12 protein-coding genes are annotated in these 17,365 nt (G+C 69.9%); all 12 read left to right on the plus strand.

Annotated features, from left to right (window positions below; all coding sequences use genetic code 11):
* Window positions 1-96 precede the first annotated feature (96 nt).
* The 12 genes from OIC96_RS36385 to secG all read left to right on the plus strand — a co-directional run bounded on the left by OIC96_RS36385 (window position 97) and on the right by secG (window position 17,292).
* Entirely contained in the window at window positions 97-1,464 is a 1,368-nt protein-coding gene (locus tag OIC96_RS36385; RefSeq protein WP_330303758.1) for an ABC transporter substrate-binding protein, read from the plus strand.
* A complete protein-coding gene (locus OIC96_RS36390) occupies window positions 1,461-4,175 on the plus strand; it encodes a PAS domain S-box protein (RefSeq protein WP_330303757.1) in 2,715 nt (904 codons plus the stop codon). Before OIC96_RS36385 ends, OIC96_RS36390 begins: the two co-directional genes overlap by 4 nt.
* A gap of 426 nt (window positions 4,176-4,601) precedes the next feature.
* Window positions 4,602-5,273 (plus strand): response regulator transcription factor, encoded by a 672-nt coding sequence (locus OIC96_RS36395; RefSeq protein ID WP_330303756.1) that lies wholly within the window; start codon window positions 4,602-4,604, stop codon window positions 5,271-5,273.
* 87 nt (window positions 5,274-5,360) lie between these two features.
* A complete protein-coding gene (uvrC, locus tag OIC96_RS36400) occupies window positions 5,361-7,406 on the plus strand; it encodes an excinuclease ABC subunit UvrC (protein ID WP_330303755.1) in 2,046 nt (681 codons plus the stop codon).
* Window positions 7,403-8,425, plus strand: a complete 1,023-nt coding sequence (gene rapZ, locus OIC96_RS36405) for an RNase adapter RapZ (RefSeq protein ID WP_330303754.1) — start codon at window positions 7,403-7,405, stop codon at window positions 8,423-8,425. Before uvrC ends, rapZ begins: the two co-directional genes overlap by 4 nt.
* Window positions 8,422-9,492 (plus strand): gluconeogenesis factor YvcK family protein, encoded by a 1,071-nt coding sequence (locus tag OIC96_RS36410; RefSeq protein WP_330303753.1) that lies wholly within the window; start codon window positions 8,422-8,424, stop codon window positions 9,490-9,492. Before rapZ ends, OIC96_RS36410 begins: the two co-directional genes overlap by 4 nt.
* The gene (gene whiA, locus OIC96_RS36415; RefSeq protein WP_010987695.1) at window positions 9,483-10,472 is read left to right on the plus strand and encodes a DNA-binding protein WhiA; all 990 of its coding nucleotides are present in this window, start codon (window positions 9,483-9,485) and stop codon (window positions 10,470-10,472) included. Before OIC96_RS36410 ends, whiA begins: the two co-directional genes overlap by 10 nt.
* A 164-nt stretch (window positions 10,473-10,636) precedes the next feature.
* Window positions 10,637-13,594 carry a M14 family metallopeptidase gene (locus OIC96_RS36420; RefSeq protein WP_330303752.1) on the plus strand — a complete coding sequence of 986 codons (2,958 nt, stop codon included), beginning with the start codon at window positions 10,637-10,639 and terminating at the stop codon, window positions 13,592-13,594.
* Between the two features lie 192 nt (window positions 13,595-13,786).
* Window positions 13,787-14,797: a type I glyceraldehyde-3-phosphate dehydrogenase gene (gap, locus tag OIC96_RS36425; protein ID WP_327427859.1), complete on the plus strand. Its 1,011-nt coding sequence runs from the start codon at window positions 13,787-13,789 to the stop codon at window positions 14,795-14,797.
* Between the two features lie 128 nt (window positions 14,798-14,925).
* The gene (locus tag OIC96_RS36430; RefSeq protein WP_330303751.1) at window positions 14,926-16,137 is read left to right on the plus strand and encodes a phosphoglycerate kinase; all 1,212 of its coding nucleotides are present in this window, start codon (window positions 14,926-14,928) and stop codon (window positions 16,135-16,137) included.
* Window positions 16,138-16,143: 6 nt separating this feature from the next.
* A complete protein-coding gene (tpiA, locus tag OIC96_RS36435) occupies window positions 16,144-16,920 on the plus strand; it encodes a triose-phosphate isomerase (protein WP_330303750.1) in 777 nt (258 codons plus the stop codon).
* Between the two features lie 141 nt (window positions 16,921-17,061).
* Window positions 17,062-17,292 carry a preprotein translocase subunit SecG gene (gene secG, locus OIC96_RS36440; protein WP_033310747.1) on the plus strand — a complete coding sequence of 77 codons (231 nt, stop codon included), beginning with the start codon at window positions 17,062-17,064 and terminating at the stop codon, window positions 17,290-17,292.
* Window positions 17,293-17,365: the final 73 nt, after the last annotated feature.

Genomic DNA, 17,365 nt, shown 5'->3' on the forward strand with positions numbered 1-17,365 from the left:
CAGGTTCGCATTCACGCAGAGCAGCGGCGCGTCACCGGCGGTAGCATGTCGATGCCCTGGGGTGGCCGTGTCCCGTCGGTTGGGTGGGGATACACGATGACGTTGCTCCGAAGGAAACCGCCGCAAGGCCGGGCGTTCCTCGCCGGAGTGCTCTGCGCGGCCCTCCTCGCCGCCGGATGCGGCGGGGGAGGCGACGACGGAAAGCGTTCCAGGACGCGCGCGGACACCACGTGCGACGGAAAGCTCAAGGGCACCACCGACATCACCGTCTGGTTCCACGCGGGCCCGAGCGGGGAGCTCGGCACGCTGCGCGCGCAGGTCAAGGACTTCAATGCTGCGCAGAAGGCGGTCCGGGTCGAGCTGATCACCCTCCCCGAAGAGCGCCCTTACACGGATCTGGTCGAATCCGCGGCCGCCAGCGGCGACCTGCCCGACCTGCTCGACTTCGACGGCCCGAACCTCTACAACTACGCCTGGTCGGGCAAGCTCAAGCCGATCGACTCCTGTGTGCCCGACAGCGTGAAGAACGACCTGTTGCCCTCGATCCGCGAACAGGGCACCTATGAGGGCCGGTTGTGGGGCGTCGGCACCTTCGACTCCGGGCTCGGCCTCTACGTACGTCCCTCGGTCCTGAAGAAGGCCGGTATCCGCGTGCCGAGTGGCCCCGGCGACGCCTGGACGGCCACCGAGCTGACCGGCATCCTCCACAAGCTCCGGAAGCAGGGCTACGAGCGCCCGCTGGACCTGCGGCTCAACTACTCCGTTACGGGCCAGGAGTGGAACACCTACGGCTTCGCGCCCGCCGTCTGGTCGGCCGGCGGCGATCTCATCGACCCCAGGAACCATCGCACGGCCGACGGCTTCCTCAACAGCCCCGAGGCGGTCAAGGCGCTCACGACGATGCAGAGCTGGGCCAAGGAGGGGCTGATCGACCCGGACAAGGACGACAAGGCCTTCGTGGCGGGCCGTAGCCCCCTCTCCTGGGTGGGGCACTGGATGTACCCCGACTACACCAAGGCGTTCCCCGGTGATGTGAAGATCGTCCCGCTGCCCGACTTCGGCAAGGGCACGGTGACCGGGATGGGATCCTGGCAGTGGGGCGTCACCACGGGCGCCACCGATGGCGACGCGGTCTGGCGGTTCCTCGCCTATCTGCTCAAGCCCGACCAGATCCACCGCATGACCGTGGCGAACGGGGCGATCCCGGCGACGAACAGCGCCGTGAGGATCTCGCCGTCCTTCGCCGAGGGCGGCCCCGAGCATCTGTTCATCGAGCAGCTGAGGACCGTCGCGCGGCCCCGCTCGCAGACGCCCGCCTATCCCGCTGTGACCATGGCCTTCTCCAAGGCCTTCGCGAAGATCGTCGTGGACCTGGCCCCGGTCAAGCCCGCACTGGACCAGGCGGTCCGTGAGATCGACAAGGATCTGGCCGACCACCAGGGTTACCCGTCTGGCGGGCCATGAGACCCGGCGGCCGGCGCCCGGCCGGGCCCCGCCCGCCGCTGCTCGCGCGGCTGCGGGTGGGCACCAAGCTCATGCTGCTCGTCCTGCTGCCGGTCACCGGACTGCTCGCCTTCACGGTCTTCTCGGCCCTGGCCCAGTGGCAGGAGGCGCGCACCCTGGAGGACTTCAGGGCCTCGACCAAGGTTTCCTTCGCGACGGCCGGGCTCTACGAGGCCGTCGCCCGCGAGCGCTTCGCGGAGGTCCTCGCCGAGGCGGCCCCGGACCGTACGGACGCGGCGGCCGAGCGGGACGCGGCCAGGGGCGCCACCCACCGCGCCCTGACCGCCGCCGAGGGCGCCGCGGCCGGGCACATGGGACAACCCGACGTCCTCGGCGTCCTCGACTCCCTGCGCAACCAACTCCACGCGGCCCGGCTGGAGTCGGACAGCGGGTCACTGACCCCGGCGCGGATCGAGCAGCGGTACGCGACTGTCGCGAGGTATCTGCTCGACACCGTCCGCCGCCTCGACTCCAGCCGCCCCACGCGGGCCTCGGGCCGCTCCGGCGACGCCTATCTGGCGATCCTGGGCGCCGTCGAGGCCGCCGAGCGGGAACGCGTCGAGCTCGCCGTCCTGCTCGCGGCGCCGCGCCAGGACGGCCACGGCGGCCCCGCCAACCGCTGGCCCGCCCTGGAGAGCGCCCAGCTCGACACCTTCCGCCAGACCGCCTCCGGGCCGCTCCGCGCCCGCCTCTCCCGCGCCCTGTTGCTGCCCGCGGGCCGCACCGTGCGCGCGACCCGTGACACCCTCATGGCCTCCGAGGGCGCCACCAAGCGACTCCCTTCCCTGGAGGGCTGGCTCACGGCCTCCGGCGACCGGCTCACCGCCCTGCGCGGCATCGCCCACGCCGCAGCCGTCGAACTGGCCGCCGACGCCGACCACGACCTGAAGAGCGCCCAGGACCGGGGCGAACGCGAACTCGCCCTCTCCGTAGGGGTCCTTTTCGCGCTCACCCTCCTCGCCCTGACCCTGAGCCGCTCCATCACGCGCCCGCTCACCGTGGTGTCCCAGGGCGCCAAGTCGCTCGCCGCCGGCGACCTGTCGTACGACGTCCACTACAGGGGGCGCGACGAGATCGGCGTCGTCGCCGACACCTTCCGCGAACTCCATGTCACGAGCGAGCGGCTCGCCGCCGAGATCCGCACCATGAACACGGCGTTCGACGACAACCGGCTCGGCCACCGCGCGGACGTCGCCGCGTTCGACGGGACCTGGGCGCAGCTGCTGGGCGGCATGAACGACACCATGGCGTCCTTCGCCGCCGCGCACGGCAGACGCCGCAAGGCCGAGCGGGAGCTGGCGAGCATCTTCACCCTCTCCCTCGACCTGCTGTGCATCTGCGGGATCGACGGCTACTTCAAGCGCGTGAACCCGGCCTTCGAGCGAAATCTGGGATACCCCGCCGACGTGCTTCTCACCAAGCCCTGGCTGGAGTTCGTCCACCCGGAGGACCGAGCACGCACGCGTGCCGCCCTCGACCGCCTGGCCGACGGCGTCGAGCTCGCCGAGTTCGAGAACCGCTGCCTGCGCGGTGACGGCACCGAGCGCTGGCTCCAGTGGAGCGCCCGCCCGGTGACCGGAGAGGGCCTCGTCTACGCCGCCGCGCGCGACGTCACCGAGAGTCGCCGGGCCGACCGCGAGCAGGCCGCGCTGCGCCGCGTCGCCACCCGCGTGGCCCACGGCGACACGCCGCACGAGGTGTTCGCGGCGGTCGCGCGCGAGGTGGGTCTGGCGCTGAGCACGGCGGCAGCGGCCGTTCTGCGGTACGAGGCCGACGGTGCCGTCACGGTCCTCGGCTCGGCTCACGCGGTCGGGGGCGCGGGCGAGGAGGCGGCCGCCGTGGTGGCCGAGACCCGCCGGGCGGCCCGCGCCGGACGCTCGGTCGGCGCCCCGATCGTCGTCGACGACCGTCTGTGGGGCGCCGTCGTCGCGGCCCCGACGGGCCCGGAACCACTGCCTCCGGGCACCGAGTCCCGGCTCGCCGACTTCACCGAACTCGTCGCCACCGCCATCGCCAACGCCGACAGCCGGGCCCAGCTCAGGGCCTCACGCGCGCGCGTGGTGGCCGCTTCGGACGCCTCCCGGCGCCGTATCGAGCGCGATCTGCACGACGGCGTCCAGCAGCGCCTCGTCTCGCTCCAACTGGAGCTGCGGATGGCCGAGTCCATGATGGACGACCAGTCGGCCGAATTCGTCGAGCAGTTGGCGCACATCAGCAAAGGCCTGGACGACACCTTCGAGGATCTGCTGCACATCTCCCGCGGCATCCACCCCGCGATCCTTTCCAAGGGCGGCCTGGGCCCTGCCCTGCGAGCGCTGGCCCGCCGCTCTGCCGTCCCCGTGGAACTGGATCTCCGGCTGCCCTCCGTCCGCCTTCCGGAACAGACTGAGGTCGCGGTCTACTACGTGACCTCCGAAAGCCTCACCAACGCCGCCAAACACGCCCGCGCCACCGTCGTGCAGGTCGCGGCACGGACGTACGACGACGTCCTTGAGGTATCCATCGGCGACGACGGGAGCGGGGGCGCCGAACCGGGCGGCGGCTCGGGTCTCATCGGGCTCATCGACCGCGTCGAGGCGATCGGCGGCAAGCTCGCGATCAGCAGCCCGCCGGGGAGAGGCACGACCCTGACCATCCGGCTGCCGTTGCGGGAACGGCCAACAGATGTGTGACCGCCCGGGGCGTACACGGAGCGGGTCCTGTACGGGGTCCGTTTCCGGGGAGACCCGCTGCGCGCGAGCCGCAGACGCCGGGCAGGCCCGCGCGAGGCCGGGGTCCCACGGGTCGAGGGCATGGCGGAGGGGCGCCACCTCGTCCTCGTACCGGCGGACACGGACCGACCACCGTCGTCTCTCGATCCGTGTCCGCCGCGTCTCCCGCAGCCTTCGACCGTTCGACCCGCCGCCCCTCGCCCGGGGCGGCCGGTCCCCTGCGTCTGCACTGGTTCGAGCATCGCGCCGGAAGGTCCCCATGTCGTCACGGCCAGCCCCCAATTCCGCTTACGGCTAGCCGTAACTCATCGGGTCCGACAGGCTGTTGGGGACGCGCGCAGGAACACACCACCGCGCCGCACGGGTCGGGCAAAAGGGGCCGGGACCATGGACGCCAATCAGCAGCCCGCGCGGGGGCGGATCGTCCTCGCCGACGACGACGTCCTGCTCAGGGAGGGCCTGGCGAGCCTCTGCGAGCGGGTCGGCTACGAGGTGGTCGGACAGGCCGGTGACGCCGAGCGGCTCCTGGAGCTGGTCGTCAACGAGCGCCCGGACCTGGCGGTCGTCGACATAAGGATGCCGCCGAACCACTCGACCGAGGGCCTGAAGGCGGCCCGTACGATCCGCGAGCGCCACCCGGGCACCGGCATCCTGGTCCTGTCGGCGTTCGTCGAGGTCGAGGACGCCCTGGAGCTGCTGGCGGGCGGACGCCAGGTCGGCTACCTCCTCAAGAGCCGGGTCACCGTCGTGGACGATTTCATCGAGTCGCTCGACCGGATCCGCAAGGGCGGTTCGGTCGTCGACCCCTCCCTGGTGCAGGAGCTGTTCTCGGCCCGGCGGCGCGACGACCCGCTGTCCTTCCTCAGCGCCCGCGAGCGCGAGGTCCTCGCCCTGATGGCCGAGGGCCGCTCGAACGCCGGCATCGGCCGCCGGCTGTGGGTCACCGAGGGCACCATCGAGAAGCACGTCCGCAGCATCCTCGGCAAACTCCACCTCCAGGAGGACACCGACGATCACCGCCGTGTGCTGGCCGTGCTGACGTTCCTGGAGTCCCGATAGGGCCTGACCGGGAGGCCGCCCGGCAAGCCGTCCGGCGTTGTCCACAGGGTCGCCGCGCTGTCAGCCCTCGCCAGTAGGGTGTGTGACATGGCCGACCCCTCCAGCTACCGCCCCAAGCCGGGACAGATCCCGGACTCTCCCGGGGTGTACAAATTCCGCGACGAGCACCGCCGGGTGATCTACGTCGGAAAGGCGAAGAGCCTGCGCCAGCGCCTGGCGAGCTACTTCCAGGACCTGGCGAACCTCCACCCGCGCACCCGCACCATGGTCACGACGGCCGCGTCGGTGGAGTGGACGGTCGTGTCCACGGAGGTCGAGGCACTTCAGCTGGAGTACTCCTGGATCAAGGAGTTCGACCCACGGTTCAACGTCAAGTACCGCGACGACAAGAGCTACCCGTACCTCGCGGTGACCATGAACGAGGAGTTCCCGCGCGTGCAGGTCATGCGCGGCCAGAAGCGCAAGGGCGTGCGCTACTTCGGTCCGTACGGACACGCGTGGGCGATCCGCGACACCGTCGACCTGCTGCTGCGCGTCTTCCCCGTCCGCACCTGCTCCGCCGGCGTCTTCAAGAACGCGGCCCGCACGGGTCGCCCCTGCCTCCTCGGCTACATCGGCAAGTGCTCCGCCCCCTGCGTCGAGCGCGTCTCCGCCGAGGAACACCGCGAACTGGCCGAGGAGTTCTGCGACTTCATGGCCGGCCGTACGGGGACGTACCTCCGCCGCCTCGAAAAGCAGATGACCGACGCGGCCGAGGAGATGGAGTACGAGCGGGCGGCCCGCCTGCGCGACGACATCGAGGCCCTGAAGAAGGCCATGGAGAAGAACGCGGTCGTGCTCGCCGACGCGACCGACGCCGACCTGATGGCCGTCGCCGAGGACGAACTGGAAGCCGCCGTGCAGATCTTCCACGTACGCGGCGGCCGGGTGCGCGGCCAGCGTGGCTGGGTCACGGACAAGGTGGAGGCCGTCACCACCGGTGACCTGGTCGAGCACGCGCTCCAGCAGCTCTACGGGGAGGAGACGGGCGACTCCGTCCCCAAGGAAGTGCTCGTCCCCGCGCTGCCCGACCCGGTGGAGCCCGTCCAGGAGTGGCTCACCGAGCGGCGCGGGTCGAACGTGTCGCTCCGCATCCCGCAGCGCGGCGACAAGAAGGCGCTCATGGAGACCGTGCGGCGCAACGCGCTCCAGTCGCTCGCGCTGCACAAGACCAAGCGTGCCTCCGACCTGACCACCCGCTCGCGCGCCCTGGAGGAGATCGCCGAGGCCCTCGACCTGGACAGCGCGCCCCTGCGGATCGAGTGCTACGACATCTCGCACCTCCAGGGCGACGACGTCGTGGCCTCGATGGTCGTCTTCGAGGACGGGCTCCAGCGCAAGAGCGAGTACCGGCGCTTCCAGATCAAGGGCTTCGAGGGCCAGGACGACGTCCGGTCCATGCACGAGGTGATCACCCGCCGCTTCAGGCGCTATCTCGCGGAGAAGGAGAAGACGGGGGAGTGGGCCGACGGCGAGACCGGGCTCACGGAGGAAGACGGCCGTCCCAAGCGCTTCGCCTACCCCCCGCAGCTCGTCGTCGTCGACGGCGGCCAGCCGCAGGTCGCGGCCGCCAAGAAGGCCCTCGACGAGCTCGGCATCGACGACATCGCCGTGTGCGGCCTCGCCAAGCGCCTGGAGGAGGTGTGGCTGCCGGAGGACGACGACCCGGTGGTCCTGCCGCGCACCAGCGAGGGGCTGTATCTGCTCCAGCGCGTCCGTGACGAGGCCCATCGCTTCGCGATCACCTACCAGCGCACCAAGCGGGCCAAGCGCTTCAGGGCGAGCCCGCTCGACGATGTGCCGGGCCTGGGCGAGACACGCAAACAGGCGCTGATCAAGCACTTCGGTTCGGTGAAAAAGCTGCGATCCGCGACTATCGACCAGATCTGCGAGGTTCCCGGCATAGGCCGCAAGACGGCCGAGACGATCGCCGTGGCTCTCGCCCAGGCGGCCCCGGCCGCACCCGCCGTGAACACGGCGACAGGAGAGATCATGGGAGATGAGGAAGACGGGGCGCCCGAAACGACGGCGGGCTCCCCGGAGGAACCCGTGACCGCGGGAGCCTCGGACGAGCGACGGGGGCAGGAGAGATGACCGAGAACGACGCGCGCGAAGAGGAACGTCCGGCGCAGGGCCAGGGCGCTCACGAAGCACACATGGAGACACGCGAAGATCACCTGGAACAGGAAGCACCCCAGGAAGACGGAGCACAGGTGGGTACGGGTATCGAATCGGCCGGGGTCCCCGAGGCGGCCATCCCCGAGCTGGTGATCATCTCCGGCATGTCCGGAGCGGGCCGGTCGACGGCCGCCAAGTGTCTGGAGGACCTCGGCTGGTTCGTCGTCGACAACCTGCCGCCCGCCCTGATCCCCACCATGGTGGAGCTCGGCGCCCGCTCCCAGGGCAACGTGGCCAGGATCGCGGTCGTCGTCGACGTACGCGGCCGTCGCTTCTTCGACAACCTCCGCGAGTCCCTCGCCGACCTGGAGTCGAAGCACGTCACCCGGCGGATCGTCTTCCTGGAGTCCTCCGACGAGGCCCTGGTGCGCCGCTTCGAGTCCGTGCGCCGCCCGCACCCCCTCCAGGGCGACGGCCGCATCGTCGACGGCATCGACGCCGAGCGCGAGCTGCTGCGCGAGCTGCGCGGCGACGCCGACCTGGTCATCGACACCTCCAGCCTGAACGTGCACGAGCTGCGCGCCAAGATGGACGCCCAGTTCGCCGGCGAGGAGGAGCCCGAGCTGCGGGCCACCGTCATGTCCTTCGGCTTCAAGTACGGCCTGCCGGTCGACGCCGACCTGGTCGTGGACATGCGGTTCCTGCCCAACCCGCACTGGGTCCCGGAGCTGCGCCCCTTCACCGGTCTGAACGAGGAGGTGTCGGCCTACGTCTTCAATCAGCCCGGCGCCAAGGAGTTCATCGACCGCTACGCCGAGCTGCTCCAGCTCATCGCGGCCGGGTACCGGCGTGAGGGCAAGCGCTATGTGACCATCGCGGTCGGCTGCACCGGCGGCAAGCACCGCTCGGTCGCCACCTCCGAGAAGCTGGCCGCCCGCCTCGTCTCCCAGGGCGTGGAGACCGTGGTCGTACACCGGGACATGGGACGCGAATGACGGGACGTGCCGCTCTGCGGCTCAGCAGGCTGCGCAGGGTGACCCCCGAGGGCAAGGGAGGCAAGCCCGCCGAGGCGCGCGGTGCCAAGCCACGCCGCCGCGGCGCCCAGCCCAAGGTCGTCGCCCTCGGCGGCGGCATGGGCCTGTCCGCCTCGCTCGCCGCCCTGCGCCGGATCACCGGCGACCTCACCGCCGTCGTCACCGTGGCCGACGACGGCGGATCCAGCGGGCGCCTGCGCGACGAGCTGGGCGTGCTCCCGCCCGGCGACCTGCGCAAGGCCCTGGCCGCGCTGTGCGGTGACGACGACTGGGGCCAGACCTGGGCCCGTGTCATCCAGCACCGCTTCCAGTCCAAGGGCGACCTGCACGAGCACGCGGTCGGCAATCTGCTGATCGTCGCCCTGTGGGAGCAGCTCGGCGACCACGTCCAGGCCCTGGACCTGGTCGGCAAGCTGCTGGGCGCGCACGGCCGTGTGCTGCCCATGTCCGCCGTACCCCTGGAGCTCCAGGCCCTGGTCAAGGGGCACGACCCGGAGCGGCCGGAGGACGTCGACACGGTACGGGGGCAGGCGACCGTGGCGCTCACGCCCGGCGAGGTGCAGTCCGTGCACGTCGTGCCGCACGACCCGCCCGCCGTCCCCGAGGCCGTGGCGGCGGTCCTCGACGCGGACTGGGTGGTCCTCGGCCCCGGCTCCTGGTTCTCCTCGGTGATCCCGCATCTGCTGGTGCCCGAGCTCCTCGATGCCCTCACCCAGACGAAGGCGCGCCGGGTACTCTCCCTGAACCTCGCCCCGCAGCCCGGAGAAACCGATGGCTTCTCCCCGCAGCGTCATTTGGAGGTTTTGGGACGACACGCCCCTAAACTCGCCCTGGACGTGGTGCTGGCCGACGAGGCCGCCGTGCCCGACCGCGACTCACTTTCCGACGCCGCCAAGCGGTTCGGCGCCGCGGTCGAGCTGGCGCCGGTGGCCCGGACCGACGGATCTCCGCGGCACGACCCGGAGCTGTTGGCCGCCGCGTACGACCGTATTTTTCGGATGCATGGAAGGATCGGCCCATGGCGATGACGGCAGCGGTGAAGGATGAGATCTCCCGGCTCCCCGTCACCCGGACCTGCTGCAGAAAGGCGGAGGTCTCCGCCATTCTGCGGTTCGCGGGCGGCCTTCACCTGGTGAGCGGCCGGATCGTGATCGAGGCGGAGCTGGACACCGCGATGGCGGCGCGCCGGCTGAAACGGGACATCCTGGAGATCTTCGGCCACAGCTCCGAACTGATCGTGATGGCGCCCGGCGGACTGCGCCGCGGCTCCCGCTATGTCGTACGCGTCGTCGCGGGCGGCGACCAGCTGGCCCGCCAGACCGGGCTCGTCGACGGCCGCGGCCGCCCGATTCGCGGGCTGCCCCCGCAGGTGGTCTCGGGGGCTACCTGCGACGCCGAGGCGGCCTGGCGCGGGGCCTTTCTGGCGCACGGCTCGCTGACCGAGCCGGGCCGCTCCTCCTCCCTGGAGGTGACCTGCCCGGGCCCGGAGGCCGCGCTCGCGCTGGTCGGTGCCGCCCGCCGGCTGTCGATCGCCGCGAAGGCCCGCGAGGTGCGCGGCGTGGACCGGGTGGTCGTCCGCGACGGTGACGCGATCGGCGCGCTGCTCACCCGTCTCGGGGCGCACGAATCCGTGCTGGCCTGGGAGGAGCGCCGGATGCGCCGCGAGGTCCGCGCCACGGCGAACCGGCTCGCCAACTTCGACGACGCCAACCTGCGCCGCTCGGCCCGCGCCGCCGTCGCCGCCGGGGCCCGCGTCCAGCGCGCCCTGGAGATCCTCGCCGACGAGGTGCCGGAGCACCTCGCGGCCGCCGGACGGCTGCGCATGGAGCACAAGCAGGCCTCCCTGGAGGAGCTGGGCGCGCTCGCCGACCCGCCGCTGACCAAGGACGCCGTCGCCGGCCGTATCCGCCGGCTGCTCGCGATGGCCGACAAGCGGGCCCAGGACCTGGGCATCCCCGGGACGGAGTCGAACCTCACCGAGGAGATGGCGGACAACCTCGCGGGCTGACCAGCCCCGATTGATCACCAGGAGCCCAACACGCCGGTGCCGATGCCCACTTGGGGCATCGGCGCCGGCGTTTGCCTGTCTGTGAGGCGCCCTTGACTTGACCATGAAGTGTCATGAGCCTGGCATCTGTTCGCTGCTGTGGCGGACTCATGCAAGGGGGGCTCATGAGACGAAGAGCGAGAGCGATCCTCGCTACCGGCGCGCTCCTGCTGGGCGGTGCGGGCATGGCGCCCATCGCCCAGGCGCAGAGCGGCAGTTCACCCCAACCCGACGCGAACGCCGTGAAGGTGTTCCATGCGGAGGTCACGAAGCAGCAGGTACCCCTGCTGCTCGCGGCCGGGCAGGACGGCCACGAACTCGGCGACACGACCTGGAAGAACGGCAAGAGCACGGTCGAGGTCTACGTCACCGACCAGCAGGCCAAGAAGCTGGAGAAGCAGGGCGTCGAGCTCACCGAGCACACCCTGTCGGCCAAGGCCGAGGCGCGCGTGGAAGACGCGGCCCAGGGCGTGTTCCGCCCCTACAGCGGCAAGGGCAATCTCCAGGAGGAGATCGTCAAGACGGGCGAGGCCCACCCCGACCTCACCAAGGTCGTCTCCATCGGCAAGACCGTCAACGGCCAGGACATCCTGGCGCTCAAACTGACCAAGGGCGCCAAGAAGACCAAGGACGGCGCCAAACCGTCGGTCCTGTACCTGTCCAACCAGCACGCGCGCGAGTGGATCACGCCCGAGATGACACGGCGTCTGATGCACTACTACTTGGACAACTACTCGACGGACAAGCGCATCAAGAAGATCGTCGACTCCACCGAACTGTGGTTCGTCCTGTCCGCCAACCCCGACGGCTACGACTACACGTTCAAGGACGCGGACGCGCGCCAGTGGCGCAAGAACCTGCGGGACGTGAACGGCGACGGCGTCATCTCCACCGGCGACGGCGTCGACCTCAACCGCAACTTCGCCTACAAGTGGGGCTACGACGACGAGGGTTCGTCCCCCAACCCCACCAGCGAGACCTACCGCGGCACGAGCCCCAGCTCCGAGCCCGAGACCAAGGCCCTCGACGCCTTCGAGAAGCGCATCGGCTTCACGTACGGCATCAACTACCACTCCGCCGCCGAACTGCTCCTCTACGGAGTGGGCTGGCAGGTGGCGACACCGACCCCGGACGACGTGCTCTACAAGTCGCTCGCCGGAACCCCCGAGAACTCGGCGATCCCGGGCTACCACCCGCAGGTCTCCTCGGAGCTCTACACCACCAACGGCGAGGCGGACGGCCACGCGGGCAACGTCAACGGCATCGCGATGTTCACCCCCGAGATGTCGACCTGCCAGACCGCGTCGAACCTCGACCCGGGCGACGCCTGGAACGCGGCCGACTGCGCCTCGGTCTTCACCTTCCCAGACGACGAGAAGCTGATCGAGCAGGAGTTCGAGAAGAACATCCCGTTCGCGCTCTCCGTCGCCGAGACCGCGGCCCACCCCGACACGCCGTCCTCCTCGGTCGGCATCGACGCCCCCGACTTCACCCCGGCCACCTTCACGACGTCGTACTCCCGCGGAGCCGACCAGGAGGTCTCCGTCGTCGTCCGCAGGTCCGTACGCGACAAGGAGCTCAAGTACCGCGTCAACGGCGGCCGTACGCAGGACATGGCGCTCAAGGCATGGAAGGGCGGCGAGACCTACGGCGGCAGGGACAACCTCTACTTCGACGAGTACCGCGCCAAGGTCCAGGACGGCGACCCGGGCGACAAGGTCGAGGTCTGGTACGCCGGCAGGACGAAGAGCGGGAAGCGCACCTCCAGTACGCACTTCACGTACACCGTGGCCGAGCGGCCGAAGGCCGACACGCTGGTCGTCGCCGAGGAAGGCGCGACCGCCACACAGTCCCAGGCGTACGTGGACGCCCTGAAGGCCAACGGCAAGAAGCCCCTCGTCTGGGACGTCGCGACCCTGGGCGCGCCCGACGCGCTCGGCGTGCTCGACCACTTCAAGACGGTCGTCCACTACACCGGCGCCCTACGGCCGGGCGTCGCCACCCAGCTCCAGCTGCGCGCCTTCCTCAACGAGGGCGGCAAGCTGGTCGAGGCGGGCGAGCTCGCCGGCGGCAGCGTCGACCTCGGTGGCGGCACCTTCTCGAACGACTTCAGCCAGTACTACCTGGGCGCCTACTCCCGTACGTCCACTCCGGGGGCCACCGGCTTCACCGGCTCCGGGAAGCTCACCGGCTTCACGGGGGCACTCGGCGACGCGCCCGGCAACCCGCTGAACGCGGCGGGTACCTACAGCGTCACCTCGGACACGCTGCCCGCCGCGCAGTACCCGCAGTTCGCGTCGAGCGCCGGAGCGGGGCAGTTCGCCGGGACCGCCAACCCGTACGGGCCCTACGCGGGCTCGTACATGGCCGCCGCCGTCCACACCGACGACGCCTACAAGCGCCTCACCCGCACCATCGACCTCACCGGTGTCGGAGCGGCGGACAAGCCGACGCTCCGTTCCCAGCTCCTGTGGGACGTCGAGCCCGGCTACGACCACGTGGTGCTCGAAGTCCACACCACCGGGGCCGACGACTGGACGACACTGCCCGAGGCGGGCGGCGCCACCAGCAACACGGTTCCCGCGGAGTGCGAGGCCGGATTCCTGATCAGGGAGCACCCCTCCCTCAAGCGGTATCTGACCTTCAGCACGGCCGGCTGCACCAACACCGGCACCAGCGGATCCTGGAACAGCATCACCGGCGCCTCCAGCGGCTGGCAGCAAGTCAACTACGACCTGAGCGCCTACGCCGGCAAGTCGATCGAGGTCTCGCTCAGCTACATCACCGACCCGAGCACCGGCGGCCACGGTGTCCTCACGGACAACGCTTCGCTCGTCGTCGGCGGGGCGGCCACCGAGACCGAGGGCTTCGAGTCCTCGCTCGGCCCCTGGAGCGTCCCCGGACCGCCCGCGGGCAGCCCGGCCGTCCTCAAGGACTGGGCGCGCTACGGAGAGCTCTTCAAGACGTACGGAGGGATCACCACGGGCGACACCGTGCTGCTGGGCTACGGCCTGGAGCACGTCACCGCGGCGGCCGACCGTGCGGCCCTCATCGGGAAGGCGCTGACGGCACTCAAGGGCTGACCCCGGGTGACGGTCTCGTCAACATCGAGGGTGTTCCGTACCCCTACTGGTGGGTACGGAACACCCTGCCGTGTATGGGGCATCTGGATGTCACTCCAGGAGCCTCAGGGAGGTAGGGTCGTAGGCGGTCGGGGACATCCCATACAAACTCGCCGGCATCTGAGTCGGCGTACCTAACGAGGAGATCGGTTCGTGACGATCCGCGTAGGCATCAACGGCTTTGGCCGCATCGGTCGTAACTACTTCCGCGCGCTGCTGGAGCAGGGTGCTGACATCGAGATCGTGGCTGTCAACGACCTGGGTGACACCGCGACCACCGCTCACCTGCTCAAGTACGACACCATCCTGGGCCGCCTCAAGGCCGAGGTGTCGCACACCGCCGACACGATCACCGTCGACGGCCACACCATCAAGGTGCTCTCCGAGCGCAACCCCGCCGACATCCCGTGGGGCGACCTGGGCGTCGACATCGTCATCGAGTCGACCGGCATCTTCACCAAGAAGGCCGACGCCGAGAAGCACATCGCCGGCGGCGCCAAGAAGGTCCTCATCTCGGCTCCGGCCAAGGACGAGGACATCACCATCGTGATGGGCGTCAACCAGGACAAGTACGACGCGGCCAACCACCACGTCATCTCCAACGCCTCCTGCACCACCAACTGTGTGGCGCCGATGGCCAAGGTTCTCGACGAGAACTTCGGCATCGTCAAGGGCCTGATGACGACGGTCCACGCGTACACGAACGACCAGCGCATCCTGGACTTCCCGCACTCGGACCTGCGCCGCGCCCGCGCCGCCGCCGAGAACATCATCCCGACCACGACGGGTGCCGCCAAGGCCACCGCCCTGGTCCTCCCGCAGCTCAAGGGCAAGCTGGACGGCATCGCCATGCGCGTCCCGGTCCCGACCGGTTCGGCCACCGACCTGGTTGTCGAGCTGCAGCGCGAGGTCACCAAGGACGAGGTCAACGCCGCGTTCAAGAAGGCCGCCGAGGACGGCGACCTCAAGGGCTACCTGTCGTACACCGAGGACCCGATCGTCTCCTCGGACATCGTCAGCGACCCGTCCTCCTGCACCTTCGACTCCTCCCTGACCATGGTCCAGGAGGGGAACTCGGTGAAGATCCTCGGCTGGTACGACAACGAGTGGGGCTACTCCAACCGCCTCGTCGACCTCACGGTCTTCGTCGGCGGCCAGCTCTAAGTCCCAGAGCAGGCACCTCGATGTGAGCCAGGGCTCGGGCAGCGCAAAGCCGCGCTGTCCGGGCCCTGTGCTACGTACTGATCGATCAGCCCTCTCGGATCTGAAGAGCCTTCCCTAGGAGTCCCTTTATGAAGACGATCGACGAACTTCTCGCCGAAGGCGTGGACGGCAAGCGGGTCTTCGTCCGCGCCGACCTGAACGTGCCGCTGGCCGAAGGCCTCATCACCGACGACGGCCGTATCCGCGCCGTCCTGCCGACCGTCAAGGCGCTGGCCGGGGCCGGCGCCAAGGTGGTCGTCGCCTCGCACCTGGGCCGCCCCAAGGGCGCCCCGGACCCGGCCTTCTCCCTGCTTCCCGCCGCCGAGCGCCTCGGGGAACTCCTCGGCGCGCCCGTCGCGTTCGCCCAGGACACCGTCGGCCCCGCCGCCCACGACGCCGTGAACGGTCTGGAGCCCGGCCAGGTCGCGGTCATCGAGAACCTGCGCTTCAACGCCGGTGAGACGTCGAAGGACGACACCGAGCGTGGTGAGTTCGCCGACCAGCTGGCTGCCCTGGTCGACGTCTACGTGGGTGACGGTTTCGGTGCCGTGCACCGCAAGCATGCCTCGGTCTTCGACCTTCCGGCGCGCCTCCCGCACTACGCCGGTTACCTCATCGCCACCGAGGTCGGCGTCCTGAAGAAGCTCACCGAGGACGTCAAGCGCCCCTACGTGGTCGCGCTCGGTGGCGCCAAGGTCTCCGACAAGCTCGCCGTCATCGACCAGCTGCTCGGCAAGGCCGACCGTCTGCTCATCGGCGGCGGCATGGCGTACACCTTCCTCAAGGCCCAGGGCCACGAGGTCGGCATCTCCCTCCTCCAGGAGGACCAGGTTCCGGCCGTCCAGGAGTACATCGCTCGCGCGGAGAAGAACGGCGTCGAGCTGGTCCTCCCCGTCGACGTCCTCGTCTCCACGGAGTTCCCGGACCTGAAGACGAAGGCTCCGGCCAACCCCACCACCGTCGCCGCGGACGCCATCCCGGCCGACCAGGAGGGTCTGGACATCGGTCCCGAGACCCGCAAGCTGTACGCATCGAAGCTCGCCGACGCGGCCACCGTCTTCTGGAACGGTCCGATGGGCGTCTTCGAGCACCCCGACTACGCCGAGGGCACCAAGGCGGTCGCCCAGGCCCTTCTCGACTCCCCGGCCTTCACGGTCGTCGGCGGTGGCGACTCCGCCGCGGCCGTCCGCATCCTGGGCTTCGACGAGACGGCATTCGGCCACATCTCGACCGGCGGCGGCGCCTCCCTCGAATACCTCGAGGGCAAGACGCTCCCCGGCCTCGCCGCACTGGAGGACTGACCCCGCATGACCACTCGCACGCCGCTGATGGCGGGCAACTGGAAGATGAACCTCAACCACCTCGAGGCCATCGCCCACGTCCAGAAGCTCGCCTTCGCCCTGGCCGACAAGGACTACGACGCCTGTGAGGTCGCCGTCCTGCCGCCCTTCACCGACCTGCGCTCCGTGCAGACCCTGGTCGACGGCGACAAGCTCAAGATCAAGTACGGCGCCCAGGACATCTCGGCGCACGACTCCGGCGCGTACACCGGCGAGATCTCCGGCCCGATGCTGGCCAAGCTGAAGTGCACGTACGTGGCGATCGGGCACTCCGAGCGCCGCCAGTACCACGCCGAGACCGACGAGATCGTCAACGCAAAGGTCAAGGCCGCGTACAAGCACGGCCTGACCCCGATCCTGTGCGTCGGCGAGGAGCTGGAGATCCGCGAGGCGGGCAACCACGTCTCGCACACGCTCGCGCAGGTCGAGGGCGGCCTCAAGGACCTCCCGGCCGAGCAGGCCGAGTCCATCGTGATCGCTTACGAGCCCGTCTGGGCCATCGGCACCGGCAAGGTCTGCGGCGCCGACGACGCCCAGGAGGTCTGCGCGGCGATCCGCGGCAAGCTCGCCGAGCTGTACTCGCAGGAGCTGGCCGACCAGGTCCGCATCCAGTACGGCGGCTCCGTGAAGTCCGGGAACGTCGCCGAGATCATGGCGAAGCCCGACATCGACGGCGCCCTGGTCGGCGGCGCCTCGCTCGACGCCGACGAGTTCGTCAAGATCGTCCGGTTCCGCGACCAGTGAGCCGAGCAGTGAGTAGGCGGTAGCGGCGATCCGTCGTACCCTTGCGGGGGTCTGGTGCGCTTATCCATGTGCGGCTCTGCCGCGTGGCCACCGGGCCCCCGTCGTCGATCCAGATCCGAGGAAGTTGGTCCAGCCGTGGTTATGGGGTTCTCGATCGCCCTCATCGTCTTCAGCCTGCTGCTGATGCTGCTGGTGCTGATGCACAAGGGCAAGGGCGGCGGCCTCTCCGACATGTTCGGTGGCGGCATGCAGTCGTCCGTCGGTGGCTCCTCGGTCGCCGAGCGCAACCTCGACCGCATCACCGTGGTGATCGGTCTGCTCTGGTTCGCGTGCATTGTCGTGCTCGGCATCCTGATGAAGGTCAACAACTGATCACCGGCTGACATCGGTACGGCAGCACAACTGCACATTACGCAAGCACATTCCGCACGTAAGGCCCCATGTC

This window comes from Streptomyces sp. NBC_00775 (genome assembly GCF_036347135.1).
In the GTDB taxonomy this organism is placed as follows: Bacteria; Actinomycetota; Actinomycetes; order Streptomycetales; family Streptomycetaceae; genus Streptomyces; species Streptomyces lutosisoli.